Here is a 19,806-nt window from a genome sequence, read left to right on the forward strand (position 1 = left end):
TCACTCCTGGTCGGGGTCGTAGGCGTGTACGTCCCCCGAGACCGCGGGCGCCCCGACCGCGAGCACGGTCGCGGCCGCGTCCGCGTCGGCCGGCACGTGCGCGCGCTGTGGGCTGCCCGGGTCGACCGCGAACAGGTGGTCGTTCGGCACCTCGTGGGTCCCCTCCGGCGTCTCCACCCACAGCGTCCCCTCGAGCACGTAGAAGGCCTCCTCCTGCTCGTCGTGGTAGTGGTACGCCAGCGGGATCTCCTCGCCCGGCTCGGCGCGGAAGCGGTTGATCGCCATCGCCTCCAGCCCCGCCGGCCCGCCGAGCTTCCGGCACTCGCTCGGCCGGTCCGGCTCCGGCTCCACCGCGTCCGCGTCCACGGTTCGATATCCCATGGCTGGAAATACCACACCCCGGATAAAAGCCCGTCGGCGTCGGTCGGGAGCGGTCGAGCGTCGCGGGCGGCGACCGGTCGTGTCGGCCCCGGTCGGCGGCGACGGACCGCGGAGCGGTCGTGTGCGCGCCGCACACGCGGAGATGCGTTTAACACGCCGGCGCACCAACGGCGTGGTAGACAGACCCATGGGAGAGAAGAAACAGGCCGAGACGTGCGGCCGGTGTTCGATGACGACGGTCGTCGACGCGCTGGACGCCATCGACGGCGAGGAGGGCGGCGAAGGCGGCGAGGGCGGCCTCCGGAGCGACCCCTTCAGCGGGGAGCGCATCGAGGTCGACGAGGACGAGTTCCGTCGCGTGTCGCCCGCCGTGTGGCTCTCGAAGGCGAGCGCGTGGCTCGACGAGACGGCACAGCGGATCGCGTACGGGCGCTGACGGGTTCGGCCCCCGCACCGTCCGCGTCCCGCTCGGGCGGCCCCGGACGCATCCTTTAACACGCACCCCCGTGTCAGAGCGAGGCATGGAACGGGTGGAGGTGGCGCTCGACGACGACCTCGCGGGCGACCTCGCACGATACGCACGGACGGAGCACGTGCCGCGGGACGCCGCGGCCGAGCGGCTGCTGTCGGACGCGCTCGCGGAGTGGCGCCGCGACCGCGCGGTGGAGCGATTCGCGGCCGGCGAGGTGTCGTTCGCGCGCGGTGCCGAGATCGCGGAACTGGACCCGTGGGCGTTCGCCGACCTCCTGCAAGAGCGGGAGGTGACCTGGGTCGACGCCGGGCGCGTCGCCGCGGAACTGGACGGATGACCCTCGTGGTCGCCGTCTCCGCGCTGGCGGCGCTGGGTCGGGCCGACCGGCTGGACGCCCTGGCGGCCGTCGACGACGAGGTCCTCGTCCCCGGGACGGTCTTCGACACGCTGACCGCCGCGGCGCCGGAGGCGCCCCCCGCGAGCGCGCTGGCCCGGCTCGGCGACGCCGACGCCTTCCGCGCGGTCACGGTCTCGGACGCGCCGCTGTACGAGCGCCTCCGCACGAACGACCGACTGGCCGACGACGACGCCGCGGCCGTCGCGCTCGCGGACCTCGTCTCCGGCGCCCTCGTCGCGGAGGAGCCGTACCTCGGCCGGATCGCCGCCGCGGAGGGCGTTCCGACCACGACGGTCCCCGGAGTGCTGGCGACCGCGGTCGCGAACGGCGACCTTCCGGCCCCCCGCGCGCTCGACGCGTTCGACGACCTCCTCGACGCCGGCTGGTACGGCCGGCCGGACCTCTACGCGGCGTTCATCCGCGCGCTCGACGCCGCCGAGTGACGGCGGTCCCGACCGGTCTCAGAACAGTCCCGCCACGTCGTCCTCCTTCGCGCGCTCGCGCTCGACCCGGTCCCGGAGCCGGGCGTACACGGGCGCGCGCTGGTCGGGGTCGGCGAGGAACGCGGTCAGCAGCTCCGCGTAGCGCGTCCGGCCCGTCCCGCGCTCCTCGCGAGCGTAGCGCGCGGCGTCCGCGACGACCGAGGGGTCGACGCCGTCGAGGACGTCCGCGAGCGGCTCGACCGCGAGCAGCACCGCGTCCAGGGTCGGCTCGGCGAGGGGGTCGGGCGCGTCGGGCGCGAGGTCGGGGGGCTCCCGTTCGACGGTCGTCGGGTCCGTCGCGGTGGCCGAGAGCGTCGCGAGGTACTCTCCGAGGTCCCCGACCGCGATCCCGCGGTGACCGGCCGGTACCGACGCGAGCGACTCCCGCGCGGTGGCGGCCGCCGCCCGAACGCTGTCGGCATCGCCCCGCCGCGCACCGCGGACGGCGTCGACGAGGCCGATCAGTCCGCGGAGCAGGCGCTCGTCGTCGCTCCCCGCCGGCAGCGGACGCCACGCGCGCTCGAACGACTCGCGCGCCGGACGGAGGTGGCCCTGAGTGAGGAGCACGCGCCCGGCGTCGAGCGCGGTCTCGACAGAGACCGGCTCGCGGTCCGGCTCTGGCTCCGGCTCACGCCCGGACTCGACGCCCCCGCTCGTTGCGTCTTCGTCTCGCGTCACGTCGAACGGTCGGAGTCGCGCGCCGTTAAACGGTTCGGCGAGGGACGTCGACCGGCGATCCGCCCCGCAGACGGGTATCGTTCTGGAAGGGCTGTCGGCGGGGGACGAGCGGAACCGCGTCGGTCAGTACACCGTCTCGCGGAGGTACTGCAGAAACGGAACGAGGTCGTCCGCACTCGCGGCGCGCAGCGCTGTCGGCGAAAACCGGCGGACCGGCCGGCTTCCCTCCCCGTCCGCGAACGCCAGCCCCGGCCGGTCCCGGACGCGGGCGACCGCGCGTAGCTCCAGCGTGTTGGCGTCCTCGACGAACGTCGCGAGCAGGGACGCTCGCTCGACGTGGTCGCCCGCAACCGTCTCGACGGCGGCCAGGTGCTGCTCGTAGGCGTCCGGGACGGTCGTCGGCAGCCGATCCCAGGCGGTCGGGTCGGGGTCGAGGTCCGCGTTCGCGACCGTTCCGGCGTACACGTCTCGAAGCGCCGCCTCCGGACCCGCACCCGGGTCCGGAGCGACGAAGGCCGGATCGCCCCCCACCGTGACGAGCAGTTCCTCGTACAGTTCGCGGTAGGCGGTCTCCAGGGGCGCGTGGTCGAGGCGACCGGCGGGCGTCGTCCACGCCCCCGGGTCGAAGCTCGCCCCCCCTGACCGCCGGAGGCAGATCAGGTCGTCGCCCGCCAGCAGCGCGACGCCGGCGCCGATCAGGAACGGCCCCTCGATGCGGACCGTCTCGCCGTCCGCGGTTGTTCTGGACTCGCGCGCCGCGATCTCCCTGACGGTGGTGTACGCGCCCGGCACGTCACGAAACGCAACTACGGGGTCGAGGGGGTCGACGGCGACGAGCCAGCGGTTCCGCGTCCGGTCGTGGACCGCCGTCCGCCCCTTGAGAAAGACGGCGTCCGAGTGGCCCTCGGGAAGCAGATCGCCCATCCCGCCGCGCTCCTCCGCGGTCACGACCCCTCACCGCCCCGCCTCGCGTCCCCCGTCTCCGCGCTCTCGGCTTCCGACTCGCCCGCGGCGTCCTCGTGAAACGCGATCGAGAGGTCCGCACGCCCCAGGCGGGTCTCGGTCGGGGCTTCGACGATTTCGGCGTCTCCGACCTCGATCCGGAGCCGTTCCGCCGCGCGCTCGTCGAAGAAGGGGTCGCCGAGGTCGTCGATGTCCTCGTCGTCGTAGGTCACCCGATAGAGGACGTCCGGGTCGAGGTCCGGGAAGCCCCGTCGCCGCTGATCGTTCCAGAACAGGAAGCCGGCCTTCGATCCGAGCGCCGAGAGGCCGACCACGGCGTGGGCGTGCTGGCCCCCGTTCGCGTTTTCGTCGTCCGTTTCCCGGCTCCCGCCGTCGAACGGATGCCGAAACAGCAGGAATGCGGGGTCGTCCCGACTCAGGAGGTCCTTATCGACCACAGCGGAGACGAAATACTCCGCGGGGAACTGGATCCCGTCGGGGTCCACGAAGGCGTTCTCGGCGAGGTCGACGTTTTCGTAGCCCGCCGCCTTCAGCGCGAGGACGAGCTTTCGGAGCCCCACGTTGTGTTCGGCTCCGCCGAGGAACAGGTGGTGAACCCGCTCCTCCGGCCACTCGACGCCGGCGAAGATCGGCGTCTCGGGGAGGGACCCGTCGAGCCGGCCGGGAGAGTGAGCGACGCTCGCGAACGCCTTGACCGGGAGCCGGATCCCGCGGCTGGTCCCGGTTCGGTCCAGGTCCGTCGTCACGTCGTCGTCACCTTCGCCGGCGAGGCGACGCAGTGCCGCCACCACCCGTCCGACTGGTCCCCGATGGGGATCCGTCGTCGTGACGAGGGTGTCCACGCCGACCACCTCCACGTCCACGGTCTCCTCCCCGCTGAGCGAGCCGCCGGCCCACGCCGTCTCCAGCCCGGCCGCCGCGGCGACCGCCGCGTGGTCGTCGGGATCGGCCGCGAGCGCGTCGGCCAGTTCCGCTCCCGCCGTCACCCGCGTCCGACGGTCGGAGCCCAGCAGTTCGCGGAAGTACTCGCTCACGTAGAAGACGCCGTATCCGAGAAGCGAGTTACCGAGCCGCGTGCGTCCCTCCCCGGTGTCGGGCTCGTTCAACACCACGTCGGACCGGGAGAACGCGGCGGACTCCCCGTAGAAGCGCGACCGGAACCCGAGCGTTCGCGTCGCCGCGAGCGGCGCGAGCACCGCGAGGAATGCCGCCGCACACAGGACCGGAAATTCCGGGAGCGGGCCCGCGTTCGAGGCCAGCCACAGCGCCCCGACGACGGCGGCGGCGGGAGCCGCTTCGCGCCACGGCACGCGCCACGGGGCGACCGCCGCTGCGAGGGCGAGCACGCCGGCGACTCCGGCGGTCGTCGTCGGGGGGGCCGTTCGACCGAGCACGGCCGCGATCGACTCGACGGCCACGGGGATCGCGAGACCGACCAACAGCATCGCCCGGAACCGACGGACTCGGTCGTCGAACAGCGCGTGCTCGAGGTCGAGTCGGCGCGGACCGCCGCGGAAGCGGACGTATATCGCGTCGACGAAGACGTTGCGGTAGTGCGGCCGGTCGCCGTACGTCCCCGTAACGGCGACGTCGTCGCGACCCAGCACCAGCAGGGGGTCGCGGTCGGAGAGGTGCGTGGTGAACGGGAACCAGTAGTTGCCGACCTTCAGCGTGTCCCAGCGTGCGATGAGCAGCAACTGCCGCAGGTGGTCGAGCGCGCGCCGGACGCGTGACCCGAGCTCGGCGACTGCCCCGCGAACCGGGGACACGAGGTAGTGCCAGAGGTGAGCGACGATGAGGGCTCCCGCGACGACGGCGATGGGATACGTCGACAGCAGTCCGACGAGGTCACCGCCGAGCGCCGCGCGGAGGACCAACGCGACGTCCGCGCCCGTGGCGGCGTCGCTGACGAGGAAGACGATCCCGACGACGACGGCGAGGAGGCTCGCCAGCGAGGTCGCCGTCCAGAAGGCGGGGCCGAGAAGCGCGATCCGCCGGAGGTCCGAGTCGGAGGCGGCGTGTTTGCGGGCCGCGAACTCGTCGCGTTTGTCCAGCGCCAGCCCGTTCGCGAGGACCACGCGCTCGTCGCCCGCCCCGGAGTCGGCGTCGCGCTCGCCGGGCGCTGCCGGTTCGTCGTCGCCTCCGTCGGTTCCCGTGCGAGACACGTGCGGGGACACACCACGACGATACAAGTAGATGAGGGAGTCGGCGGGGTCTCAAGCGAGAGACGGGAGCGGTCCGGCGAGAGGCCGAGACGGCTGCGGCAGACAGCGCGGTCGCTCGCCGGGATTGGTCCTCCGAGAAAGCGGAAACGTCCTGACGGAGATTTGAACTCCGGTCCCTGGCTCCGCAAGCCAAGAGGATAGTCCACTACCCTATCAGGACTCACCTACACGTACCGCGGTTATACTTAAGACGGTTACGGTACGGCGGCGGGATGGGCCACGCCCGCACTGCACGCGGTCGGCCGTCGCGTCCCCGTAGACGGGCGCGGTCGGCGCGTCAGCAGGCGCAGCCGGTGCCGGACGCGCGCTCGAACCGGAGCGACTCGCCGCACTCGGGACACAGCGGCGTGCCGTCGTCGGCGAGGGCCAACCCCTCGAGCTCCACCTCGACGTCTCGGACGCGGACGCCGCAGTCGTCACACCAGTACGCGCCGCTGGAGCCGTCGTCGCCCCCCTCCTCGGGCGCGCGCGGCCGGGACGACTTCAGCGTCTCGGTGATCGTGTCGACGATTCCCATACCGAACGCTTCGGCGGCGCGAGCCTAAACACCATCCCGTTCGTGCGAACGAGTCGCACGGCAGTCACAACAGGGGGAGCGTCAGTCCGACGAAGAGCGCCAGCAGCACCAGCGCGAGGTACACCAGCGTGGCGAAGCGGTCGGCGGGGTCGACCTCGCCGGCCACCGCGGGGCGCGCGTCCCGGACCAGCCAGCGGTACGCCCCGACCGCGGTCAGCAGGAACGCGCCCCCGGAGACGGCGAGCGACGCCGCCAGCGAGAGCCCGTACGCCTGCCCGTATATCGGGCCGATGGAGACCGCGACCATGAACGCGAGTGCGACCACCACCAGCACGGGCACCGGGTCGACCGGCGTTCCCTCCGCGTTGCGGAGCGCGGGACGGCGCATGACGGATGGGGTTCGGGCCGCGACGCAATGAGTGTGTGGATCACCAGCACGCCTCGGCGCGGCGAACGATTAAGTGGTCGCTCCTCCCGGACTGTGGCATGAGCGAATCGGACGGGGGCGACCGCGAGGACGCGGCGGGGGAAGGCGCCGGGAGTGGGGACCGGGAGGACCCGGCGGGGTTCGAGGACGCGGTCGAGTCCTCGTCGGGCGACCCGCTCGTTCTCCTGGGGATGAACGCGGTGCTGTCGGCGACGTTCGCGTGGATCGCCGTCTGGGGCCTGGGACTGCTCGGACTCGTGGCGTACACCGCTGTCAACGTCGCGACCGCGGCGATCGTGTTGTTCGCGCTGACGTACGTGCTCGTGTTGCAGTAGGGGCCGGAGCACGTCGATAGCGCGAGGAACGCCAGGGTGTCCCGCGCTGACGAGCCACACGGGCGATACAGGTGTTTTAAGGGTCAGCCGACCCCGCTCACGGGTAATGACCATCGAGGACCGAGACGACGCGCACCTCATCACGCACGCGCTGGCGAAGGACACGCTCTCGCGGCTCCGCGACGTGGAGACGGAGCAGGTCGCGTTCCGGAAGGGGCTGGTGAAGCTCGGTCGGATCTGCGGCTACGAGATCATCGACGGCGCGATGGAGACGGAGTACGTCCCCGTCGAGACGCCGCTCGAGGAGACCACCGGCGAGCGCGTGAAGGGACTCGACGACGTGGTGATCATCAACGTCCTCCGCGCGGCGACGCCGTTCGTCGAGGGGCTGTTGAAGGCGTTCCCGCGGGCCAAGCAGGGCGTCATCTCCGCGGGCCGCGACGAGGAGGCCGGGATGAACGAGGCGGGCGAGTTCCCCATCACCATCGACTACGTGAAGCTCCCCGAGATCAGCTCCGACGACACGATCATCGTCGCCGACCCGATGCTCGCGACCGGGTCGACGATGTGTGCCGTCCTCGACCACATCCTCGCGGAGGCGGACGCCTACGAGAACCTGTTCGTGCTCTCGGCGGTCTCCGCGCCGGACGGACTGGTCCGCGTGAGCGAGGGGTTCCCGGACGCCGACCTGCTGACCGTCGCCATCGACGACCACCTCAACGAGGACGGGTTCATCATCCCGGGCCTCGGCGACGCCGGCGACCGCGCGTTCCGGACGACGTAGCGCCGAGCGCTCGAACGCGGCGTATCGGGCGCGTAACGACTATGGCAGTTCCCTCCGACGACGAGGTATGAGCGACGCCCCGCCGGACGACCCCTGCGACGCCTGCGGCGACGCGACCCCGGACGCGCTCGCACGCACGGTGCGGCTCAGCGTCGACCGGGCCAACATCGACACGCAGCGGCTCTGCCCCGACTGCTTCGCCGGCTGGATCGACCGCTATCAGGAGCACATGCAGTCCGACCCGGAGCCGACCGTCGACGGCGACGACATCATCGTCGACTGAGGCGGCGACCGACGCCGCGGACGGGCGTCGAGCCCGAAACCGCGGCGTCGGCGCACGCCTACTCCGCGGCGTCGGCCCGCGTGCCTACTCCGCGGCGTCGACCCGCGCGACGAGGTCGGCGGCGTGTTCGGCGGCCCGGTCCTGTACCGCCTCCGCGTCCAGCGTCAGCACCTCGCGGTCCTCCATCAGTACCGTCCCGTCGCAGACCGTGTGGCGCACGTCCCCGCCGCGGGCGGCGTACGCGAGGTGCGAGACGACGTCGTGGGTCGGCGTGAGGTGCGGCGCGTCGAAGTCGACGACGATCAGGTCCGCGGCCGCGCCGGCCTCGACCCGTCCGCCGGGGAGGCCGGTGGCGGCGGCCCCGCCCGCGGTCGCCATCTCCACGACCGCCTCCGCGGGGACCGCGGCCGCGTCGTCCGCGGCGACCTTGCCGACCATCGCCGCGTCGCGCATCTCGTCGAACAGGTCGAGGTCGTTGTTCGAGGCGGCGCCGTCCGTCCCGAGCCCGACCGTCACGCCCGCGTCGCGGAGCCGCTGGACCGGCGCCAGCCCGCTGGCGAGTTTCATGTTCGACGCCGGGCAGTGAACGACCGCGGTGTCGGTCGCGGCGAGCCGCGCGATCTCCGTCTCGTCGACGTGAACACCGTGCGCGAAGAAGTTCTCGGGACCGAGCGCGCCGGCGTCCTCGGCGTACTCGACCGGGCGCTCGCCGCGCTCCTCGACGATGGGGTCGACCTCGTCGGTCGTCTCGTTGGCGTGGAGGTGGACCGGCAGGTCGTGGGCGGCCGCGAGTTCCAGCCCCTCGCGCAGGTACGCTTCCCCCACCGTGGTCAGCGAGTGGGGCGCGAACATCGTCCGGATCCGGCCGTCGGCGGCGCCGTCGAGCTCCGTCGCCACCGCGATGGACTCCTCCACGTCCGCGGTCGCGGCCGCGTCCTCCTTCCCGACCGTGACGACGCCGTGGCCGAGCCTGGCCCGGAGGCCCGCGCGCTCGACGGCCGCGGCCACGCGGTCCATCTCGAAGTACATGTCCGCGAAGGCGGTCGTCCCCGAGCGGATCATCTCGAGCAGCCCGAGCTCCGCGCCGATCTCCACGTCCGCGGGAGTCAGCTCGGCCTCGGCCGGCCAGATGTCCTCCCGCAGCCACGCGTCGAGCGCCTTGTCGTCGGCGTAGCCGCGCAGCAGGGTCATCGCGACGTGGGTGTGGGCGTTGACGAGTCCCGGCATCACCACGCCGCCCTCGGCGTCAAGCCGACGGTCGCCCTCCAGGTCCGGCCCGACCGCCTCTATCGTGCCCGCGTCGGCGTCGACCAGTACGTCGTCCTCGGTGACGCGGCCGTCCGGGCGGAGGACCCGGCCGCCCGCGATGACGAGCGTCTCCATGCCGGCGACTCCGCCGTCCCGGCCCCTAACTCCGTCGCTCCGCGACGGGGGCGGCGATGACCGACGCCGCGCGACGACGCCTACCGCTCGCGCAGGCGCGCGATCCGGTCCCCCAGCGGCGGCTGCACCTCGAACCACGTCCGCCACGTTCCGGTCTCGGGTTCGACCCCGCGGAGCGCGGCCGCGCGCTCGAAGGCGTCCGCGAGCGTCTCCGCACCCACGCGGTCGGCCGCCCGCGCGTCCGCCGCGTACTGGACCCGGCGGCCGGCCCAGAAGGCGACGAAGCCGACCGCGGCCAGCGCGGTGAAGCCGGCCTCGAAGGGGACGAGCGTCGTCACCACCGCCGCCAGCAGCGTCAGCACCGCGGCAGTCGCGACCGCCCGGAACTCGTTGTAGTGGGTTGCCAGCCGTCCCGCCTCCGCGGCCAGCAGGGCGGTCGCCGTCTCGTCGTCCAGGTCGAACACGCCCGGCGTCAGAAACAGGACGCGCCGGCCGGGCGGGCCGCGAACGGAGATCTCGGCCGGTGCGGGGTCGCCGCCTTCCTCGGCGTCGGCCGGATCCTCACCGCCGGCCGGCGAGAACACCGCGACGCGCCCCACGTCGAGGCACGCCGTCTCCCGGAGCGCGTCGAGGCGCCGGCGCTCGGCGTCGGTCGGCGGCCGCGTCTCGCGGAACCGGTCGGCGGCGTACAGCGGGCCGACCGTCGCCGCGAGGAACGCGACGACGGGAACGACGGCGACGAGCGCGAGCGCGACCGTACTCATGGCCCGTCGTGCGGGCGCCCGGCGGGAAAAGGGTGCGGTCCGGGGCGAGTCGGCACCGCGTCAGACGTCGACGCGTCGGGCGACGACGCGTCAGGCGTCGTTCAGGTGCGCGAGCACCGCGTCGGTGTCGTTCGGGACCGGCTCGGGGTCGCCGCCGGCGGCGTAGGCCGCGTCGGGGTCCTTCAGCAGGTGACCCGTGGTGAGACAGACCACCTGCTCGTCGTCGTCCACGACGCCCTCGCGGCGGAGCTTTCTGAGCCCGGCGACGCTGGCGGCGGAGGCCGGCTCGACGCCGACGCCCTCGTGGGCGAGGTCGCGCTGGGCCGTAGTTATCTCGTCGTCCGAGACGGCGACCGCGGTGCCGCCGGTGTTCCTGATCCCCGGGAGCGCCTTCGGCGCGTTGACGGGGTTGCCGATGCGGATCGCGGTCGCGCGCGTCTCGACGTCCTCCCAGCGCCGGACCTCGTCGGCCCCGTTCTCGACCGCCTCGACCATCGGCGCGGCGCCCTCGGCCTGCACGCCGGTGATCTTCGGGACCTCGGCGGGGTCGAGCGCGCCGGCCTGCACCAGCTCGCGGAACGCTTTATAAATGGCCGACGTGTTGCCGGCGTTGCCGACCGGGAGCACGATCCGGTCCGGGTAGGCGCCGTAGTCGGCGTGGAACGCCTCCAGGATCTCGAAGCCGATGGTCTTCTGTCCCTCCAGCCGGAAGGGGTTCAGCGAGTTGAGCAGATACGCCTCGCCGCGCGCGGCGAGATCCTGCACGATGTCGAGACAGCTGTCGAAGTTGCCGGCCACCTCCAGGATGCGGGCGCCGTGGAGGCTCGCCTGTGCGATCTTGCCGGCCGCGACCTTCCCCTCCGGGAGCAGGACGAGCGTCTCGAGGCCCGCGCGGCCGCCGTAGGCGGCGAGCGCCGCGGAGGTGTTGCCGGTCGAGGCGCACGCGAGCGCGCCGACGCCGAGCTCCTCCGCGACGCGGACGCCGACGGTCATCCCGCGGTCCTTGAACGAGCCGGTGGGGTTCATCCCCTCGTGTTTGATCCGGAGCGCGTCGACGCCCACGTCCGCCTCGAGGCGGGGGACCTCGTGGAGCGGCGTGTCTCCCTCGGGGAGCGTGACGCCGAGGTCGAACGGGAGCGCCGCGCGGTAGCGCCAGACGCCGCGCTCGGGGCCCTCGCTGGGTGCGCCCGCGCCGAAGTCGTCGAACGTCGGCGGGTCGGCGTACCGCACCTCCAGCAGACCGTCGCAGTCGTCGCACGTGTAGCGCACGTCGTCGAAGGGGGCGAACGTCGCGCCGCACTCGATGCAGGCGAGCCACGCGCCGTCGGCCGCGCAGTCGGGGGCCTCGGAGGCCGGAGCGTCGAGGTCGAGACTCATTGGCCAACCCTCCGCGCCCGGCCCGTAAAAGGCGGGCGGTGGGGGCGGATGGTGCCGGCCGAGACCAGGACCGACCCGCGCCGCCCGGCGCCGACCGCCCCCGGAGTCCTGAAAGCCTTTATCCGCGCCGCCGGAACGCCCGCACGATGCCCTCCACCAGACGCGACCTCCTGTCCGGCGCCGCCGCCCTCGGCGCGACCGGGCTCGCTGGCTGTGCCGCCCTCGACGAGGACCGCGAGCCCGACCTCTCGGGCGACTGGCCGCAGGTCGGACGCGACGCCGCGAACGCCAACCACGCCCCCCACGCGACCCTTCCCGCGGCGGTCGGCGTCGCGTGGCGTCACCGCATCGGCGGCTGGCCGTACGTCCAACCGGTCATCGCGGAGGGGACCGTCTACGCCGCCGGCGACCACGGCGTCTTCGCGCTCGCCGCCGCCGACGGCGCGCCGCGGTGGCCGGAGCCGGTCGACCTGCTACCCTCCGGCGGTCTCGCGCTCACCGACGGCGCGGTGCTCGTCCCCCACGACCCGCCGACCAGGACCGAGGACCCGCCCGCGCTCGTCGCCCTCGACCGCGCGACCGGGACCGAGCTGTGGCGCGTCGAACTCGAGGCGCGGGGGTTCGCGCCGAGCGTCGCCGACGGCGCCGCGTACCTGCGCACGGACGCCGCCGCGCTCGCGGTCGACCTCGACGGCGACGCGGACGGCCCCGAGCGGGTCCGCTGGCGCCGGCCGCTCGAACCCCTCCGCTACGACGAGTACAACGCCGTCGGCGACGACATGACGACGCTGATCGCCCCCGCGGTCGACAGGGACCGCGTCTACCTCCCCGACGACGGCACCCTGCTCGCGCTCGACCGGGCCTCGGGCGAGCCTCGCTGGCGGGAACCGTTGGAGGCGGCAATGGCGAGCCCGGTCGCGGACGAGGGTGGCGTCGTGGCGACCGGGATCGGGGGCACGGTCGCGCTCGAGCCCGACGGCGAGCGCCGCTGGCGGATCGACCGTGGGAGCTGGACGAGCGTGGCGGCCGCGGAGGAGACGGTCTACGTCGCCGACAGCAGCCTGACGGCCCACGACGCGAGCGACGGCTCGCGGCGCTGGACGGCGGACGGCGGGACCGGGATCCAGGTGTCCCAGCCCGCGGTCGTCGGCGACACGGTCGCGGCCGCCGGCGGGGAGGTGGTCGTCAACCGGCGCGGCGACCCCGGTCGGTTCGCCGACCGGGAGCTGCTGACGATCCGCGAGGAGGGCGGCCACCTCGCCGCCCACGGCGGGCTGGCGGTCGGCGGCGGGCGGCTGCTCGCGGTCGACGGCATCGCGGGCGCGGTGGTGGCCTACGAGCCGGCGCCGTGACGGGGGCGGGTGCCGGTCACAGCTCCTCCGGCTCGAACCCGTCGATGGCGTCGTGAACGTCGGCGACCCACTCGTCGAGCGCGGCGTGGAGCCGCTCTTTCGCCTCCGACAGCGGGACGGCCGTGTACTGGTAGACGTAGCCGCCCGAGTCGAGCAGGCGGCGCTGGCGCTCGACGAGCCCCTTCTCCAGAAGCGTCGACAGCGAGCGGTTGACGTTCGACCGGTCGCGGTCGAGCTCCTCGGCCAGCTCCGCGATGGTGCTGCCGGGGTTGTTCAACAGGACGACGTACGTCCGGCTCTCGTGGTCGCGGACGCCGAACACACACGAGAGGACGTGCTCGAAGCTCGGCGAGGAGTCACCGACGAGGTCCTCGATCTCGGGTTCGCTCATGGGCGTAGTACGTGACCGTGCGCTTAAAAGTCAGTTCTCCGGCCGGGCGTATCCCATGTGAGCGATGCACTCGCGCATGCCCGCCTCGTCGTCGTGGCGGTGGAGTCGCGTCGGCGTGTCGCAGTAGAACGTCTCGCCGTCGTGGCGGAGCGCGACCTCCGACTCGCTCCCGTACGCCTCGACGGTGACGAGCACGCGCCGGCCGTCGCGGAGCTGGTCGATGATCTCGTCCGCGGAGAGTTCACCGGCGGAGACGCGCAGCGGCGTCCTGCTCATGTTCCACGGAGTGCGCGGGAGGACAAGCGTATCCGCTACTCCAGTTTCTGTCGCGAGATGGAGACGCCGGTCGGCGCGAGGATGATCTGGTCGTCGCCCTTCTGGACGATGTCGCCGTCGACCTCCTGTGCGACCTGCCGCAGCTCGTCGATGATGTACTCGACCGTGCGGTCGGAGGTGGAGTGGCGCGTGATGTCCGCGATGACGAAGTCGCCGTCGTAGACGGCGTCCTTTATCGGGATGATGTCGCTTTTGTCGCCGATCTCCGCGATGTGGACCGTGATCCCTGCGCCGCCGGCCGCCTCGGCGAAGTCGTCGAGGTCGAGTTCGACGTAGTCGTCGACCGACCGGTTACCCCCGCCGCCGAGGATCTTGCTCATGATGCCCATACACCCCAATGCCGGGGAGACCGCATTAGGTCTTACGTCAGACGCGCTCGCGGCCGCGGGGGTGTAGCGACGCGGAACGGGCGCGGGGCCGGTCCGGGCCTGCCGGGACCCGCGTGACCCCGTCCGCCCTTCCGCGAAACCCGGATTTTTGTCCGCTCGCGGGCGAGGCTCGGCCATGACCTTCAGCATCTGCGTCCGCGAGGAGTACACCGACGACGAGGGCGAGAGACAGACCCGGTTCGGCGTCGCCGTCACCACCCGACTGCCCGGCGTGGGGACGCTCTGTCCGTTCGCCTCCGAGAACGGGGCGGTCGCCACCCAGTCGCTCGTCAACGTCGAGCTCGGGCGGAAGGGGCTCGCGTACCTCGACGACGGGCTCGCGGTCGAGGACGCCCTGCCCGCCCTGCTGAACGCCGACGACGGGAAGGAGAGCCGTCAGCTCCACGGCGTCGACGCCGACGGGACGTTCGCGTTCTCCGGCGAGGAGTGCAAGGGCTGGTTCGGCCACACCGTCGGCGAGAACTACACCGTCGCGGGCAACCTGCTGACCGGCGAGGCGGTGATCGAGGCGACCGCGGCCGCCTACGAGTCCGACGCCTTCGGCGACGCGCCGCTGTCCGAACGGCTGATCGACGCGCTCGAAGCCGGCCACGCAGAGGGCGGGGACAAGCGCGAGGACCTCCCCGTTCAGTCGGCCGCGCTGATCGTCGAGACCACCGAGGACCGCGAGGGCGGGGACCCCTACTACACCGACCTGCGCGTCGACGCGACCGAGACCCCCATCGCGGACCTGCGCGAGACCCACGAGACGGCCGCGCGCGGCTGGGAGGACGCGTTGGCGAAGTACGAGAGGGAAGCGGAAGATGCCGAAGACGGCAAAGACGCCGAAGACCCAGAGGAGAACGACGAACGCGACGACGCCGAGTAGTGGCCATCGCAAGCCACGAATTTCGAGCGTTCGGCAACGGCCGTCCGTTCAGTCAGTGGTCGTGGCGGTGCGGTCGGCGCGCGCGAGAAACGCGCGCGAGGGAGCCCGCAGCCGCGGTCGCGCAGCGGTACGGTGCGGTCGCGCGACCGCGGCTGCGGCGAGGCTGGGGAGGCGTGAGGCTGCTGTGCGGTTGCGGAGCTGTGCGGTTGCGGAGCTGGGCGGTTGCGGTACGGGGCGGGGCTGTGGGTGGGACTGAAAGGGGCAGCCGGCTCGATCCGGCCCCGGCGCCTCAAGCACTCGCGCCGGGCGTTGCTGAGAGGCGCGAGCGCGCAGAGCGTGCCGCGGCCGGTCGAGCCGGCTGGGGCTTTCTGGGTGTTGCTGTCCAGATCAGCAGGATCGACAGCAGACTCAGAAAAAACGTCGCAGGGAGAGCCGGCTGGGGCTTTCTGGGTGTTGCTGTCCAGATCAGCAGGAACTGCAACAGTACCGGAATGGGTGTCTCAGAGAGCCAAATGCGACGTTCGAACCGGACGCGACCTTCACGATCCGCCCGCACCAGTCACCACTCCTTCTCAATCCTCCGAGAACCTCCGTGGAACACCGTCAGATCCGAAGCCGCGCCAGTACGGGCAGGTGGTCGGAGGGGTGGCGCCCGCGGTCGTCCAGATCCGCGAGCGTCGCGAAGGCCTCGACCGTCACCTCGGGGCCGACGAGGACGTGGTCGATGCGCCGGCCGTGGATCGGTCCCCGGAAGTCGGTAATGCTGGTGTCCGGGCCGTGGGTCACGTCGGCCGCCTCGGCGGCCGGTCGGAGGCCGCCGTCGGTGAGGATCCGGTGCGGCTCGCTCCCCGGCCGGCAGTTGAGGTCGCCGACCACGACCGCGGGCGCGTCGGTCGCTATCGCCGCCACGCGCTCCCGGAGCAGCCGAGCGCTCTCGCGGCGGGCCCGCGCGCTCTCGTGGTCGAAGTGGGTGTTGAACAGGTAGCACGCGGGGCCGCGGCCGCCGCCTTCGGCCCCCTCATCACCGGCGCGCGCCACGCGCGCCCAGGTGACGATCCGGGGATGGTTCGCCCCCCACGCGGCGCCGGGCTCCTCGGGCGTCTCGGAGAGCCAGAAGGTGTCGCGATCGGTTATCGTCCAGCGGTCGGTCCGCGCGCCGACGGGACACGCCTCGCCGTCCCCGTCGGCCCGCCGTCCGCGACCGACGAGGCGGTGCGCCGGGAGTCCCTCCTCGAGGTCCGCCACCTGCTCCGGGAGCGGTTCCTGGAACCCGACGAGGTCGGGCGCGTGGAACCGGACGAGGTCCGTCACGCCCGCGCGGCGGAACTCCCACACGTCGTGGCCCTCGTCCGGGTTCGCGTAGCGCACGTTGTACGAACAGACCCGAAGCTCGGTCATCGACCTGTGCAACGCGCGGCGGGGCGTTAAAAGGCGCGGCGGCGGAGCGATGAACCGGGCGGCGGAACGACGAACCGGGCGGCGGGGCGACGAACGGGGCGGCGGAACGACGAACCGGGCGGCGGAGCGAGCGCGGCCGGTGGTCGCGACGCTCTCCGGTCGGGTACTCGCAGAACGGGGCCGGCTGTCGGACTACCCCTCGTCGCTCACTCGGATCAGGTACGCCCCGACGCCCGCCATCAGGAGGACGAAGCCGGCGAGCAGTCCCACCAGCGCGAGCGACCCGCTCGCGGAGAGCCCCGCCTCGGAGCCGTTGCCGAACGTGGTGCCGAGCGCGACCAGCCCCGCGACGAAGACCGCGGCCGCCAACAGCGAGACCGCGACCTGCCGGCGGAGTTCCGCGTCGATATCCATGCCTGCGGGTACCCCCGGCCCGCTCAAAAGGACTTCGAAACCGCGGACGCCCGGCCGACTGTCGAGAACACGCGAAAGACGGGTCGAAACCCGCCGTTTCGGCACTTCATCCGCTCCGCCCGACCGGACGTTTATACGCGTTCGGGCCCTCTCTCCACACGAAGCGAGGGTGTCTCACCCTCGCCCCACTCATGACGCAAACCAGCAACACAGCCGCGTCATCCGCCGGCCCGACACGCATCCCGTCCGTTTCGCCTCGAACCTCGGAGCCGGAGACGCGCGAGGACCGCGCCCGCACCGAGCCGATGACCGTCCGCCCGCTGCGGGACCGCCGATACGTCGTCGAGACGGATGGCGGCACCTACGTCGTCGCGCTCGACGCCGGCACCTGCACCTGCCCCGACCACGCCATCCGCGGCGCGCGCTGCAAGCACCTCCGGCGCGTCGAACGCGAGGTCGACGCCGGGACCGTCCCCGGCCCCGACGAGCGCGTCGGCGTCTGTGCGGTCTGCGGCGCCGAGACGTTCGTCCCCTTCGAGGCGACCGGGCCGCAGCTCTGTGCCGACCACCGGCCCGAACCGGGCGCGGCGGTCCGCGACCGGGAGACAGGCAAGCTCCTGATCGTCACCCGCGTCACCGACGAGCGCGCCGACGCCCACGAGACCGACGAGGGACGGCCCATCGCGGACTATCCGACTAACGCCGGCTACGGCGCCCACGAGCCGGTGGTGGAGGCCGTCTACGTCGACGCGCTCTCGCCGACCGCGGGGGTCCGCGACGCGAAGCGGTACGGCTTCCCCGCCTCGCGGCTCGTCGCGCTCGACCGCGGAGCGTGAGGCGGACTCATAAATCGTCCAGCGTCGTCCGCTCGGAGTCGCCGACGAACTCCGCGAAGTCCGTCCCGTCGGCCAGCGCCGTCTCCTTTTTGACCCGGTAGTTGCCGCCGTCGGTCGTGTAGAGGTCGCCGGGATGGAAGAAGTACCAGTCCTCGCGGTCGAACCGGACCGCGATGCGCGCCTTCGCGCCGAAGTTTCGCGAGAAGAACAGCAGCGCCTCCACCTCCTCGCCGGAGAGGTAGATGGGGTCGCCCGCGGAGGACTTCGCCTCGATGGCGTAGAAGCGATCGCCGTCGCCCGCGAGCACGTCGGGGAGTTCGCGCTCCGTCGCGCTGCCGCTGGCGGGCGCGCGCATGACCGCGAAGCCCGCCTCGTCGAGTGCGTTCACCAGTTCGCGCTCGCGGCGGTCGCCCTTACGGTTCGCGGACATGCTCGCCCTCCGTCGGTTCCGTCATCGGCGGAGATTGCTCGGACGAGGGTAAAAGCCCTCGGCTCCGCGGCGTCGTCCGTCGACCCACGCCGCGGCAGCTCGCCTACGCTTCGACGCCGCCGTTCGCGCCCTCGTCGTCCCCGAAGACGACCGTGGCGGCACCGACGACCGCGAACAGCACGCCCAGAAGGATCCAGCCGGGGAGGATGCCGCCGTCGTTGAGCACGAAGTTCATCGCCGCGAAGCCGAGACAGGCCGCCGACGCCAGCGCGAGGTAGATGACGTTCTCCATGGTCGGGCCTTGACGGCCGGACTTTTAGGTGTAACTCTTGCCGCGCGTGCGAATGTCTGTCTCGGGGTCGGCGGTCGCGAAGGACGGAGAATCGCCCGCGGAGGAGTCGGAACACCCGACCGACCGGCCGAGGTTGCCCCGGTCGCCCCGATCAGCGTTTTCGAGGTGGAGCCTCCGGCCTCAAGGAGCGACCGAAGCGTAGCGAAGGTAGCGAGTAGGCCGGAGAGTAACCCGACATGGGACGACATAACCAGCATACTGCGACCGGCCGACTCCCAGACATATAAGTACCATCGGGTACTCTCTGAAGTCATGGTGGTGCGTCGAACCGCCGTCGTGAAACTCGCCGTTTCCGACGAGCAACGCGACGCACTCCACCGAACCGCCGAGCAATACCTGTACTGCGCGAACCGAACCGCCGACTACTGTTGGTCCGACACCTCCTACACCGAGTGCAACACCAACAAGCGAGAGGTTCGTGACGCGCTCTACTCCGAACTTCGAGAGGAGACGGACCTACAGGCACAACTCGTCCAAGCCGCCATCAAACGCGCTGTCGAAGCCGTCAAAGCGTGTATCGAACGGTGGAAGAAAGGACAGCGTGTCTCTTGTCCGACGTTCACCGCCGAAACGATGGACTACGACACGCGGAGCGCCACCTTCTATCGCAACAAGGTGTCTCTGGCAACTGTCGAGGGGCGGATCGAACCATCGTTCGTTCTCCCGGCGGACAGCCCGACGCCCTACGAGCGGTACGTACTCTCCGAGGACTACGAGTTCCGCGAGAGTACGCTTCGGTACGACGCGGCAACCGACGAGTTCTACCTCAACATCTCAACGCAGCGGGTAGACGGTGACGCAGAGGTTTCGGCAGATACCGGGCACTCCGACCAAACGGTCCTCGGCATCGACCTCGGCGTCAACAGCCTCGCTGTGTCCTCAACCGGCACGTTTTGGCAGGGGGGCGACTACGACCACTGGTGTCGTGAGTTCGAGAAGCGACGTGGAGAGATGCAACGGCGCGGCACGCAGGCCGCACACAAGGCCCTGCTTCGCCTCGGGAAGCGTGAAGAGGCCTGGCGCAAACAGTACATCCATACGATCGCCAACGAACTCGTCTCGGAAGCCGTCGAACACGACTGCGACGTTATTGTGTTCGAGGACTTGACCGACATCCGAGATCGACTATTGCAGGCGGAGTGGCATCATGTATGGGCGTTCCGACGCCTCTATGAGTACGTCTCCTACAAGGCCTCTGAACAGGGCATCTCCGTGGAACAAGTCGAACCGAACCACACGTCCCACCGCTGTTCTCGGATGGATTGTGGATTCACGCACGAGGACAACCGCCACGGAGAACACTTTGAGTGCCAGAAGTGCGGGTACGAGGTCAACGCGGACTACAACGGTGCGAAAAATATCGGGTTACGGTACGCCCGAAAACGGACACACAGACTCCGTTCCTCGCCCAAGTCGGGGAGCGGAGACGCAGAAGTAGACCTGCGTGTGAATGGTGGGACGTTGAACGGCGAGAGTCACCGGCCTATTGCTGGTGATTGATTGCCGCGAGTCCACATCAAAGCCCCACCCTCAAGGACCGAGGCGCGTATGCGCCGAGGGAGTAGGGAGGGG

At 71.6% G+C, this 19,806-nt stretch carries 26 protein-coding genes and 1 tRNA gene; 10 read left to right on the top strand and 17 right to left on the bottom strand.

The window, feature by feature from the left end; genetic code table 11:
* Positions 1 to 381, bottom strand: a complete 381-nt coding sequence (locus ACZ432_RS07135) for a cupin domain-containing protein (RefSeq protein ID WP_426964079.1) — start codon at positions 379 to 381, stop codon at positions 1 to 3.
* Between the two features lie 187 nt (positions 382 to 568).
* Here ACZ432_RS07135 and ACZ432_RS07140 point away from each other — a divergent pair, with 187 nt between their 5' ends.
* From ACZ432_RS07140 to ACZ432_RS07150, 3 genes are all read left to right on the top strand, one after another.
* Positions 569 to 817, top strand: coding sequence for a hypothetical protein (locus ACZ432_RS07140; RefSeq protein WP_426964077.1), 249 nt, complete (start codon positions 569 to 571; stop codon positions 815 to 817).
* Positions 818 to 902: 85 nt separating this feature from the next.
* Positions 903 to 1,190, top strand: a complete 288-nt coding sequence (locus ACZ432_RS07145) for a UPF0175 family protein (RefSeq protein WP_426964076.1) — start codon at positions 903 to 905, stop codon at positions 1,188 to 1,190.
* Positions 1,187 to 1,693 (top strand): hypothetical protein, encoded by a 507-nt coding sequence (locus tag ACZ432_RS07150; protein WP_426964075.1) that lies wholly within the window; start codon positions 1,187 to 1,189, stop codon positions 1,691 to 1,693. The genes ACZ432_RS07145 and ACZ432_RS07150 overlap by 4 nt, the downstream gene beginning before the upstream one ends.
* Positions 1,694 to 1,711: 18 nt before the next feature.
* On the opposite strand, the gene ACZ432_RS07155 is transcribed toward ACZ432_RS07150, so the two are convergent.
* The 6 genes from ACZ432_RS07155 to ACZ432_RS07180 all read right to left on the bottom strand — a co-directional run bounded on the left by ACZ432_RS07155 (position 1,712) and on the right by ACZ432_RS07180 (position 6,503).
* Positions 1,712 to 2,410 carry a DUF309 domain-containing protein gene (locus ACZ432_RS07155; RefSeq protein WP_426964074.1) on the bottom strand — a complete coding sequence of 233 codons (699 nt, stop codon included), beginning with the start codon at positions 2,408 to 2,410 and terminating at the stop codon, positions 1,712 to 1,714.
* 123 nt (positions 2,411 to 2,533) lie between these two features.
* Complete coding sequence (locus ACZ432_RS07160) at positions 2,534 to 3,358, bottom strand: NUDIX hydrolase (protein ID WP_426964073.1); 825 nt, start codon at positions 3,356 to 3,358, stop codon at positions 2,534 to 2,536.
* Entirely contained in the window at positions 3,355 to 5,538 is a 2,184-nt protein-coding gene (locus ACZ432_RS07165; protein WP_426964072.1) for a hypothetical protein, read from the bottom strand. Before ACZ432_RS07165 ends, ACZ432_RS07160 begins: the two co-directional genes overlap by 4 nt.
* A 147-nt stretch (positions 5,539 to 5,685) precedes the next feature.
* Positions 5,686 to 5,758 (bottom strand) — tRNA-Arg (locus tag ACZ432_RS07170).
* Between the two features lie 117 nt (positions 5,759 to 5,875).
* Positions 5,876 to 6,115: a hypothetical protein gene (locus tag ACZ432_RS07175; RefSeq protein WP_426964070.1), complete on the bottom strand. Its 240-nt coding sequence runs from the start codon at positions 6,113 to 6,115 to the stop codon at positions 5,876 to 5,878.
* Positions 6,116 to 6,179: 64 nt separating this feature from the next.
* Positions 6,180 to 6,503, bottom strand: a complete 324-nt coding sequence (locus ACZ432_RS07180) for a hypothetical protein (RefSeq protein ID WP_426964069.1) — start codon at positions 6,501 to 6,503, stop codon at positions 6,180 to 6,182.
* A 98-nt stretch (positions 6,504 to 6,601) separates the two neighbouring features.
* Here ACZ432_RS07180 and ACZ432_RS07185 point away from each other — a divergent pair, with 98 nt between their 5' ends.
* From ACZ432_RS07185 to ACZ432_RS07195, 3 genes are all read left to right on the top strand, one after another.
* Positions 6,602 to 6,877, top strand: coding sequence for a hypothetical protein (locus tag ACZ432_RS07185; protein WP_426964068.1), 276 nt, complete (start codon positions 6,602 to 6,604; stop codon positions 6,875 to 6,877).
* 106 nt (positions 6,878 to 6,983) lie between these two features.
* The gene (gene upp / locus ACZ432_RS07190; RefSeq protein WP_426964067.1) at positions 6,984 to 7,661 is read left to right on the top strand and encodes a uracil phosphoribosyltransferase; all 678 of its coding nucleotides are present in this window, start codon (positions 6,984 to 6,986) and stop codon (positions 7,659 to 7,661) included.
* Positions 7,662 to 7,728: 67 nt separating this feature from the next.
* Entirely contained in the window at positions 7,729 to 7,944 is a 216-nt protein-coding gene (locus ACZ432_RS07195) for a DUF7569 family protein (RefSeq protein WP_426964066.1), read from the top strand.
* 84 nt (positions 7,945 to 8,028) lie between these two features.
* Here ACZ432_RS07195 and ACZ432_RS07200 read toward each other — a convergent pair whose 3' ends face one another.
* The 3 genes from ACZ432_RS07200 to thrC form a co-directional block, all read right to left on the bottom strand.
* Positions 8,029 to 9,327 carry an amidohydrolase gene (locus ACZ432_RS07200; RefSeq protein WP_426964065.1) on the bottom strand — a complete coding sequence of 433 codons (1,299 nt, stop codon included), beginning with the start codon at positions 9,325 to 9,327 and terminating at the stop codon, positions 8,029 to 8,031.
* Positions 9,328 to 9,407: 80 nt separating this feature from the next.
* Positions 9,408 to 10,091 carry a M48 family metalloprotease gene (locus tag ACZ432_RS07205; protein ID WP_426964064.1) on the bottom strand — a complete coding sequence of 228 codons (684 nt, stop codon included), beginning with the start codon at positions 10,089 to 10,091 and terminating at the stop codon, positions 9,408 to 9,410.
* A 90-nt stretch (positions 10,092 to 10,181) separates the two neighbouring features.
* On the bottom strand, positions 10,182 to 11,468 hold the full coding sequence (gene thrC, locus ACZ432_RS07210) for a threonine synthase (protein ID WP_426964063.1): 1,287 nt from the start codon (positions 11,466 to 11,468) through the stop codon (positions 10,182 to 10,184).
* Positions 11,469 to 11,614: 146 nt separating this feature from the next.
* Here thrC and ACZ432_RS07215 point away from each other — a divergent pair, with 146 nt between their 5' ends.
* Complete coding sequence (locus ACZ432_RS07215) at positions 11,615 to 12,820, top strand: outer membrane protein assembly factor BamB family protein (protein WP_426964062.1); 1,206 nt, start codon at positions 11,615 to 11,617, stop codon at positions 12,818 to 12,820.
* Between the two features lie 16 nt (positions 12,821 to 12,836).
* Here the strand turns inward: ACZ432_RS07215 and ACZ432_RS07220 are convergent, their stop codons facing one another.
* Genes ACZ432_RS07220 through ACZ432_RS07230 form a run of 3 tightly spaced genes read right to left on the bottom strand, consistent with a single transcriptional unit; the run spans position 12,837 to position 13,876 of the window.
* Positions 12,837 to 13,211 (bottom strand): helix-turn-helix domain-containing protein, encoded by a 375-nt coding sequence (locus tag ACZ432_RS07220; RefSeq protein ID WP_426964061.1) that lies wholly within the window; start codon positions 13,209 to 13,211, stop codon positions 12,837 to 12,839.
* A 30-nt stretch (positions 13,212 to 13,241) separates the two neighbouring features.
* Positions 13,242 to 13,487, bottom strand: coding sequence for a hypothetical protein (locus ACZ432_RS07225; protein WP_426964060.1), 246 nt, complete (start codon positions 13,485 to 13,487; stop codon positions 13,242 to 13,244).
* 35 nt (positions 13,488 to 13,522) lie between these two features.
* Entirely contained in the window at positions 13,523 to 13,876 is a 354-nt protein-coding gene (locus ACZ432_RS07230) for a cell division protein SepF (protein WP_058367576.1), read from the bottom strand.
* Between the two features lie 175 nt (positions 13,877 to 14,051).
* Here ACZ432_RS07230 and ACZ432_RS07235 point away from each other — a divergent pair, with 175 nt between their 5' ends.
* Positions 14,052 to 14,804 carry a DUF1028 domain-containing protein gene (locus tag ACZ432_RS07235; protein ID WP_426964058.1) on the top strand — a complete coding sequence of 251 codons (753 nt, stop codon included), beginning with the start codon at positions 14,052 to 14,054 and terminating at the stop codon, positions 14,802 to 14,804.
* 603 nt (positions 14,805 to 15,407) lie between these two features.
* Here ACZ432_RS07235 and ACZ432_RS07240 read toward each other — a convergent pair.
* Both ACZ432_RS07240 and ACZ432_RS07245 read right to left on the bottom strand, forming a co-directional pair.
* On the bottom strand, positions 15,408 to 16,202 hold the full coding sequence (locus ACZ432_RS07240; RefSeq protein ID WP_426964057.1) for an endonuclease/exonuclease/phosphatase family protein: 795 nt from the start codon (positions 16,200 to 16,202) through the stop codon (positions 15,408 to 15,410).
* A gap of 192 nt (positions 16,203 to 16,394) precedes the next feature.
* A complete protein-coding gene (locus tag ACZ432_RS07245; protein ID WP_426964056.1) occupies positions 16,395 to 16,616 on the bottom strand; it encodes a DUF7472 family protein in 222 nt (73 codons plus the stop codon).
* A 305-nt stretch (positions 16,617 to 16,921) separates the two neighbouring features.
* Between ACZ432_RS07245 and ACZ432_RS07250 the strand changes: the two genes are divergently transcribed.
* Positions 16,922 to 17,452, top strand: coding sequence for an SWIM zinc finger family protein (locus tag ACZ432_RS07250; protein WP_426964055.1), 531 nt, complete (start codon positions 16,922 to 16,924; stop codon positions 17,450 to 17,452).
* A 7-nt stretch (positions 17,453 to 17,459) separates the two neighbouring features.
* Here the strand turns inward: ACZ432_RS07250 and hjc are convergent, their stop codons facing one another.
* Together hjc and ACZ432_RS07260 are read right to left on the bottom strand one after the other, a co-directional pair.
* A complete protein-coding gene (gene hjc, locus ACZ432_RS07255; protein ID WP_426964054.1) occupies positions 17,460 to 17,882 on the bottom strand; it encodes a Holliday junction resolvase Hjc in 423 nt (140 codons plus the stop codon).
* 103 nt (positions 17,883 to 17,985) lie between these two features.
* Positions 17,986 to 18,174: a hypothetical protein gene (locus tag ACZ432_RS07260; RefSeq protein WP_426964053.1), complete on the bottom strand. Its 189-nt coding sequence runs from the start codon at positions 18,172 to 18,174 to the stop codon at positions 17,986 to 17,988.
* Positions 18,175 to 18,486: 312 nt separating this feature from the next.
* On the opposite strand from ACZ432_RS07260, the gene ACZ432_RS07265 reads away from it, so the two are divergent.
* Positions 18,487 to 19,734, top strand: a complete 1,248-nt coding sequence (locus ACZ432_RS07265; protein WP_426964051.1) for an RNA-guided endonuclease InsQ/TnpB family protein — start codon at positions 18,487 to 18,489, stop codon at positions 19,732 to 19,734.
* Positions 19,735 to 19,806: the final 72 nt, after the last annotated feature.

The sequence above is a fragment of the Haloparvum alkalitolerans genome, from assembly GCF_055381565.1.

Bases quoted from the DNA above. Each gene is read 5' to 3' on its own strand.
- ACZ432_RS07135 (WP_426964079.1), bottom strand. From the start codon at position 381: ATGGGATATCGAACCGTGGACGCGGACGCGGTGGAGCCGGAGCCGGAC.
- ACZ432_RS07140 (WP_426964077.1), top strand. From the start codon at position 569: ATGGGAGAGAAGAAACAGGCCGAGACGTGCGGCCGGTGTTCGATGACG.
- ACZ432_RS07145 (WP_426964076.1), top strand. From the start codon at position 903: ATGGAACGGGTGGAGGTGGCGCTCGACGACGACCTCGCGGGCGACCTC.
- ACZ432_RS07150 (WP_426964075.1), top strand. From the start codon at position 1,187: ATGACCCTCGTGGTCGCCGTCTCCGCGCTGGCGGCGCTGGGTCGGGCC.
- ACZ432_RS07175 (WP_426964070.1), bottom strand. From the start codon at position 6,115: ATGGGAATCGTCGACACGATCACCGAGACGCTGAAGTCGTCCCGGCCG.
- ACZ432_RS07180 (WP_426964069.1), bottom strand. From the start codon at position 6,503: ATGCGCCGTCCCGCGCTCCGCAACGCGGAGGGAACGCCGGTCGACCCG.
- ACZ432_RS07185 (WP_426964068.1), top strand. From the start codon at position 6,602: ATGAGCGAATCGGACGGGGGCGACCGCGAGGACGCGGCGGGGGAAGGC.
- upp (WP_426964067.1), top strand. From the start codon at position 6,984: ATGACCATCGAGGACCGAGACGACGCGCACCTCATCACGCACGCGCTG.
- ACZ432_RS07195 (WP_426964066.1), top strand. From the start codon at position 7,729: ATGAGCGACGCCCCGCCGGACGACCCCTGCGACGCCTGCGGCGACGCG.
- ACZ432_RS07200 (WP_426964065.1), bottom strand. From the start codon at position 9,327: ATGGAGACGCTCGTCATCGCGGGCGGCCGGGTCCTCCGCCCGGACGGC.
- ACZ432_RS07205 (WP_426964064.1), bottom strand. From the start codon at position 10,091: ATGAGTACGGTCGCGCTCGCGCTCGTCGCCGTCGTTCCCGTCGTCGCG.
- thrC (WP_426964063.1), bottom strand. From the start codon at position 11,468: ATGAGTCTCGACCTCGACGCTCCGGCCTCCGAGGCCCCCGACTGCGCG.
- ACZ432_RS07215 (WP_426964062.1), top strand. From the start codon at position 11,615: ATGCCCTCCACCAGACGCGACCTCCTGTCCGGCGCCGCCGCCCTCGGC.
- ACZ432_RS07220 (WP_426964061.1), bottom strand. From the start codon at position 13,211: ATGAGCGAACCCGAGATCGAGGACCTCGTCGGTGACTCCTCGCCGAGC.
- ACZ432_RS07225 (WP_426964060.1), bottom strand. From the start codon at position 13,487: ATGAGCAGGACGCCGCTGCGCGTCTCCGCCGGTGAACTCTCCGCGGAC.
- ACZ432_RS07230 (WP_058367576.1), bottom strand. From the start codon at position 13,876: ATGGGCATCATGAGCAAGATCCTCGGCGGCGGGGGTAACCGGTCGGTC.
- ACZ432_RS07235 (WP_426964058.1), top strand. From the start codon at position 14,052: ATGACCTTCAGCATCTGCGTCCGCGAGGAGTACACCGACGACGAGGGC.
- ACZ432_RS07240 (WP_426964057.1), bottom strand. From the start codon at position 16,202: ATGACCGAGCTTCGGGTCTGTTCGTACAACGTGCGCTACGCGAACCCG.
- ACZ432_RS07245 (WP_426964056.1), bottom strand. From the start codon at position 16,616: ATGGATATCGACGCGGAACTCCGCCGGCAGGTCGCGGTCTCGCTGTTG.
- ACZ432_RS07250 (WP_426964055.1), top strand. From the start codon at position 16,922: ATGACCGTCCGCCCGCTGCGGGACCGCCGATACGTCGTCGAGACGGAT.
- hjc (WP_426964054.1), bottom strand. From the start codon at position 17,882: ATGTCCGCGAACCGTAAGGGCGACCGCCGCGAGCGCGAACTGGTGAAC.
- ACZ432_RS07260 (WP_426964053.1), bottom strand. From the start codon at position 18,174: ATGGAGAACGTCATCTACCTCGCGCTGGCGTCGGCGGCCTGTCTCGGC.
- ACZ432_RS07265 (WP_426964051.1), top strand. From the start codon at position 18,487: ATGGTGGTGCGTCGAACCGCCGTCGTGAAACTCGCCGTTTCCGACGAG.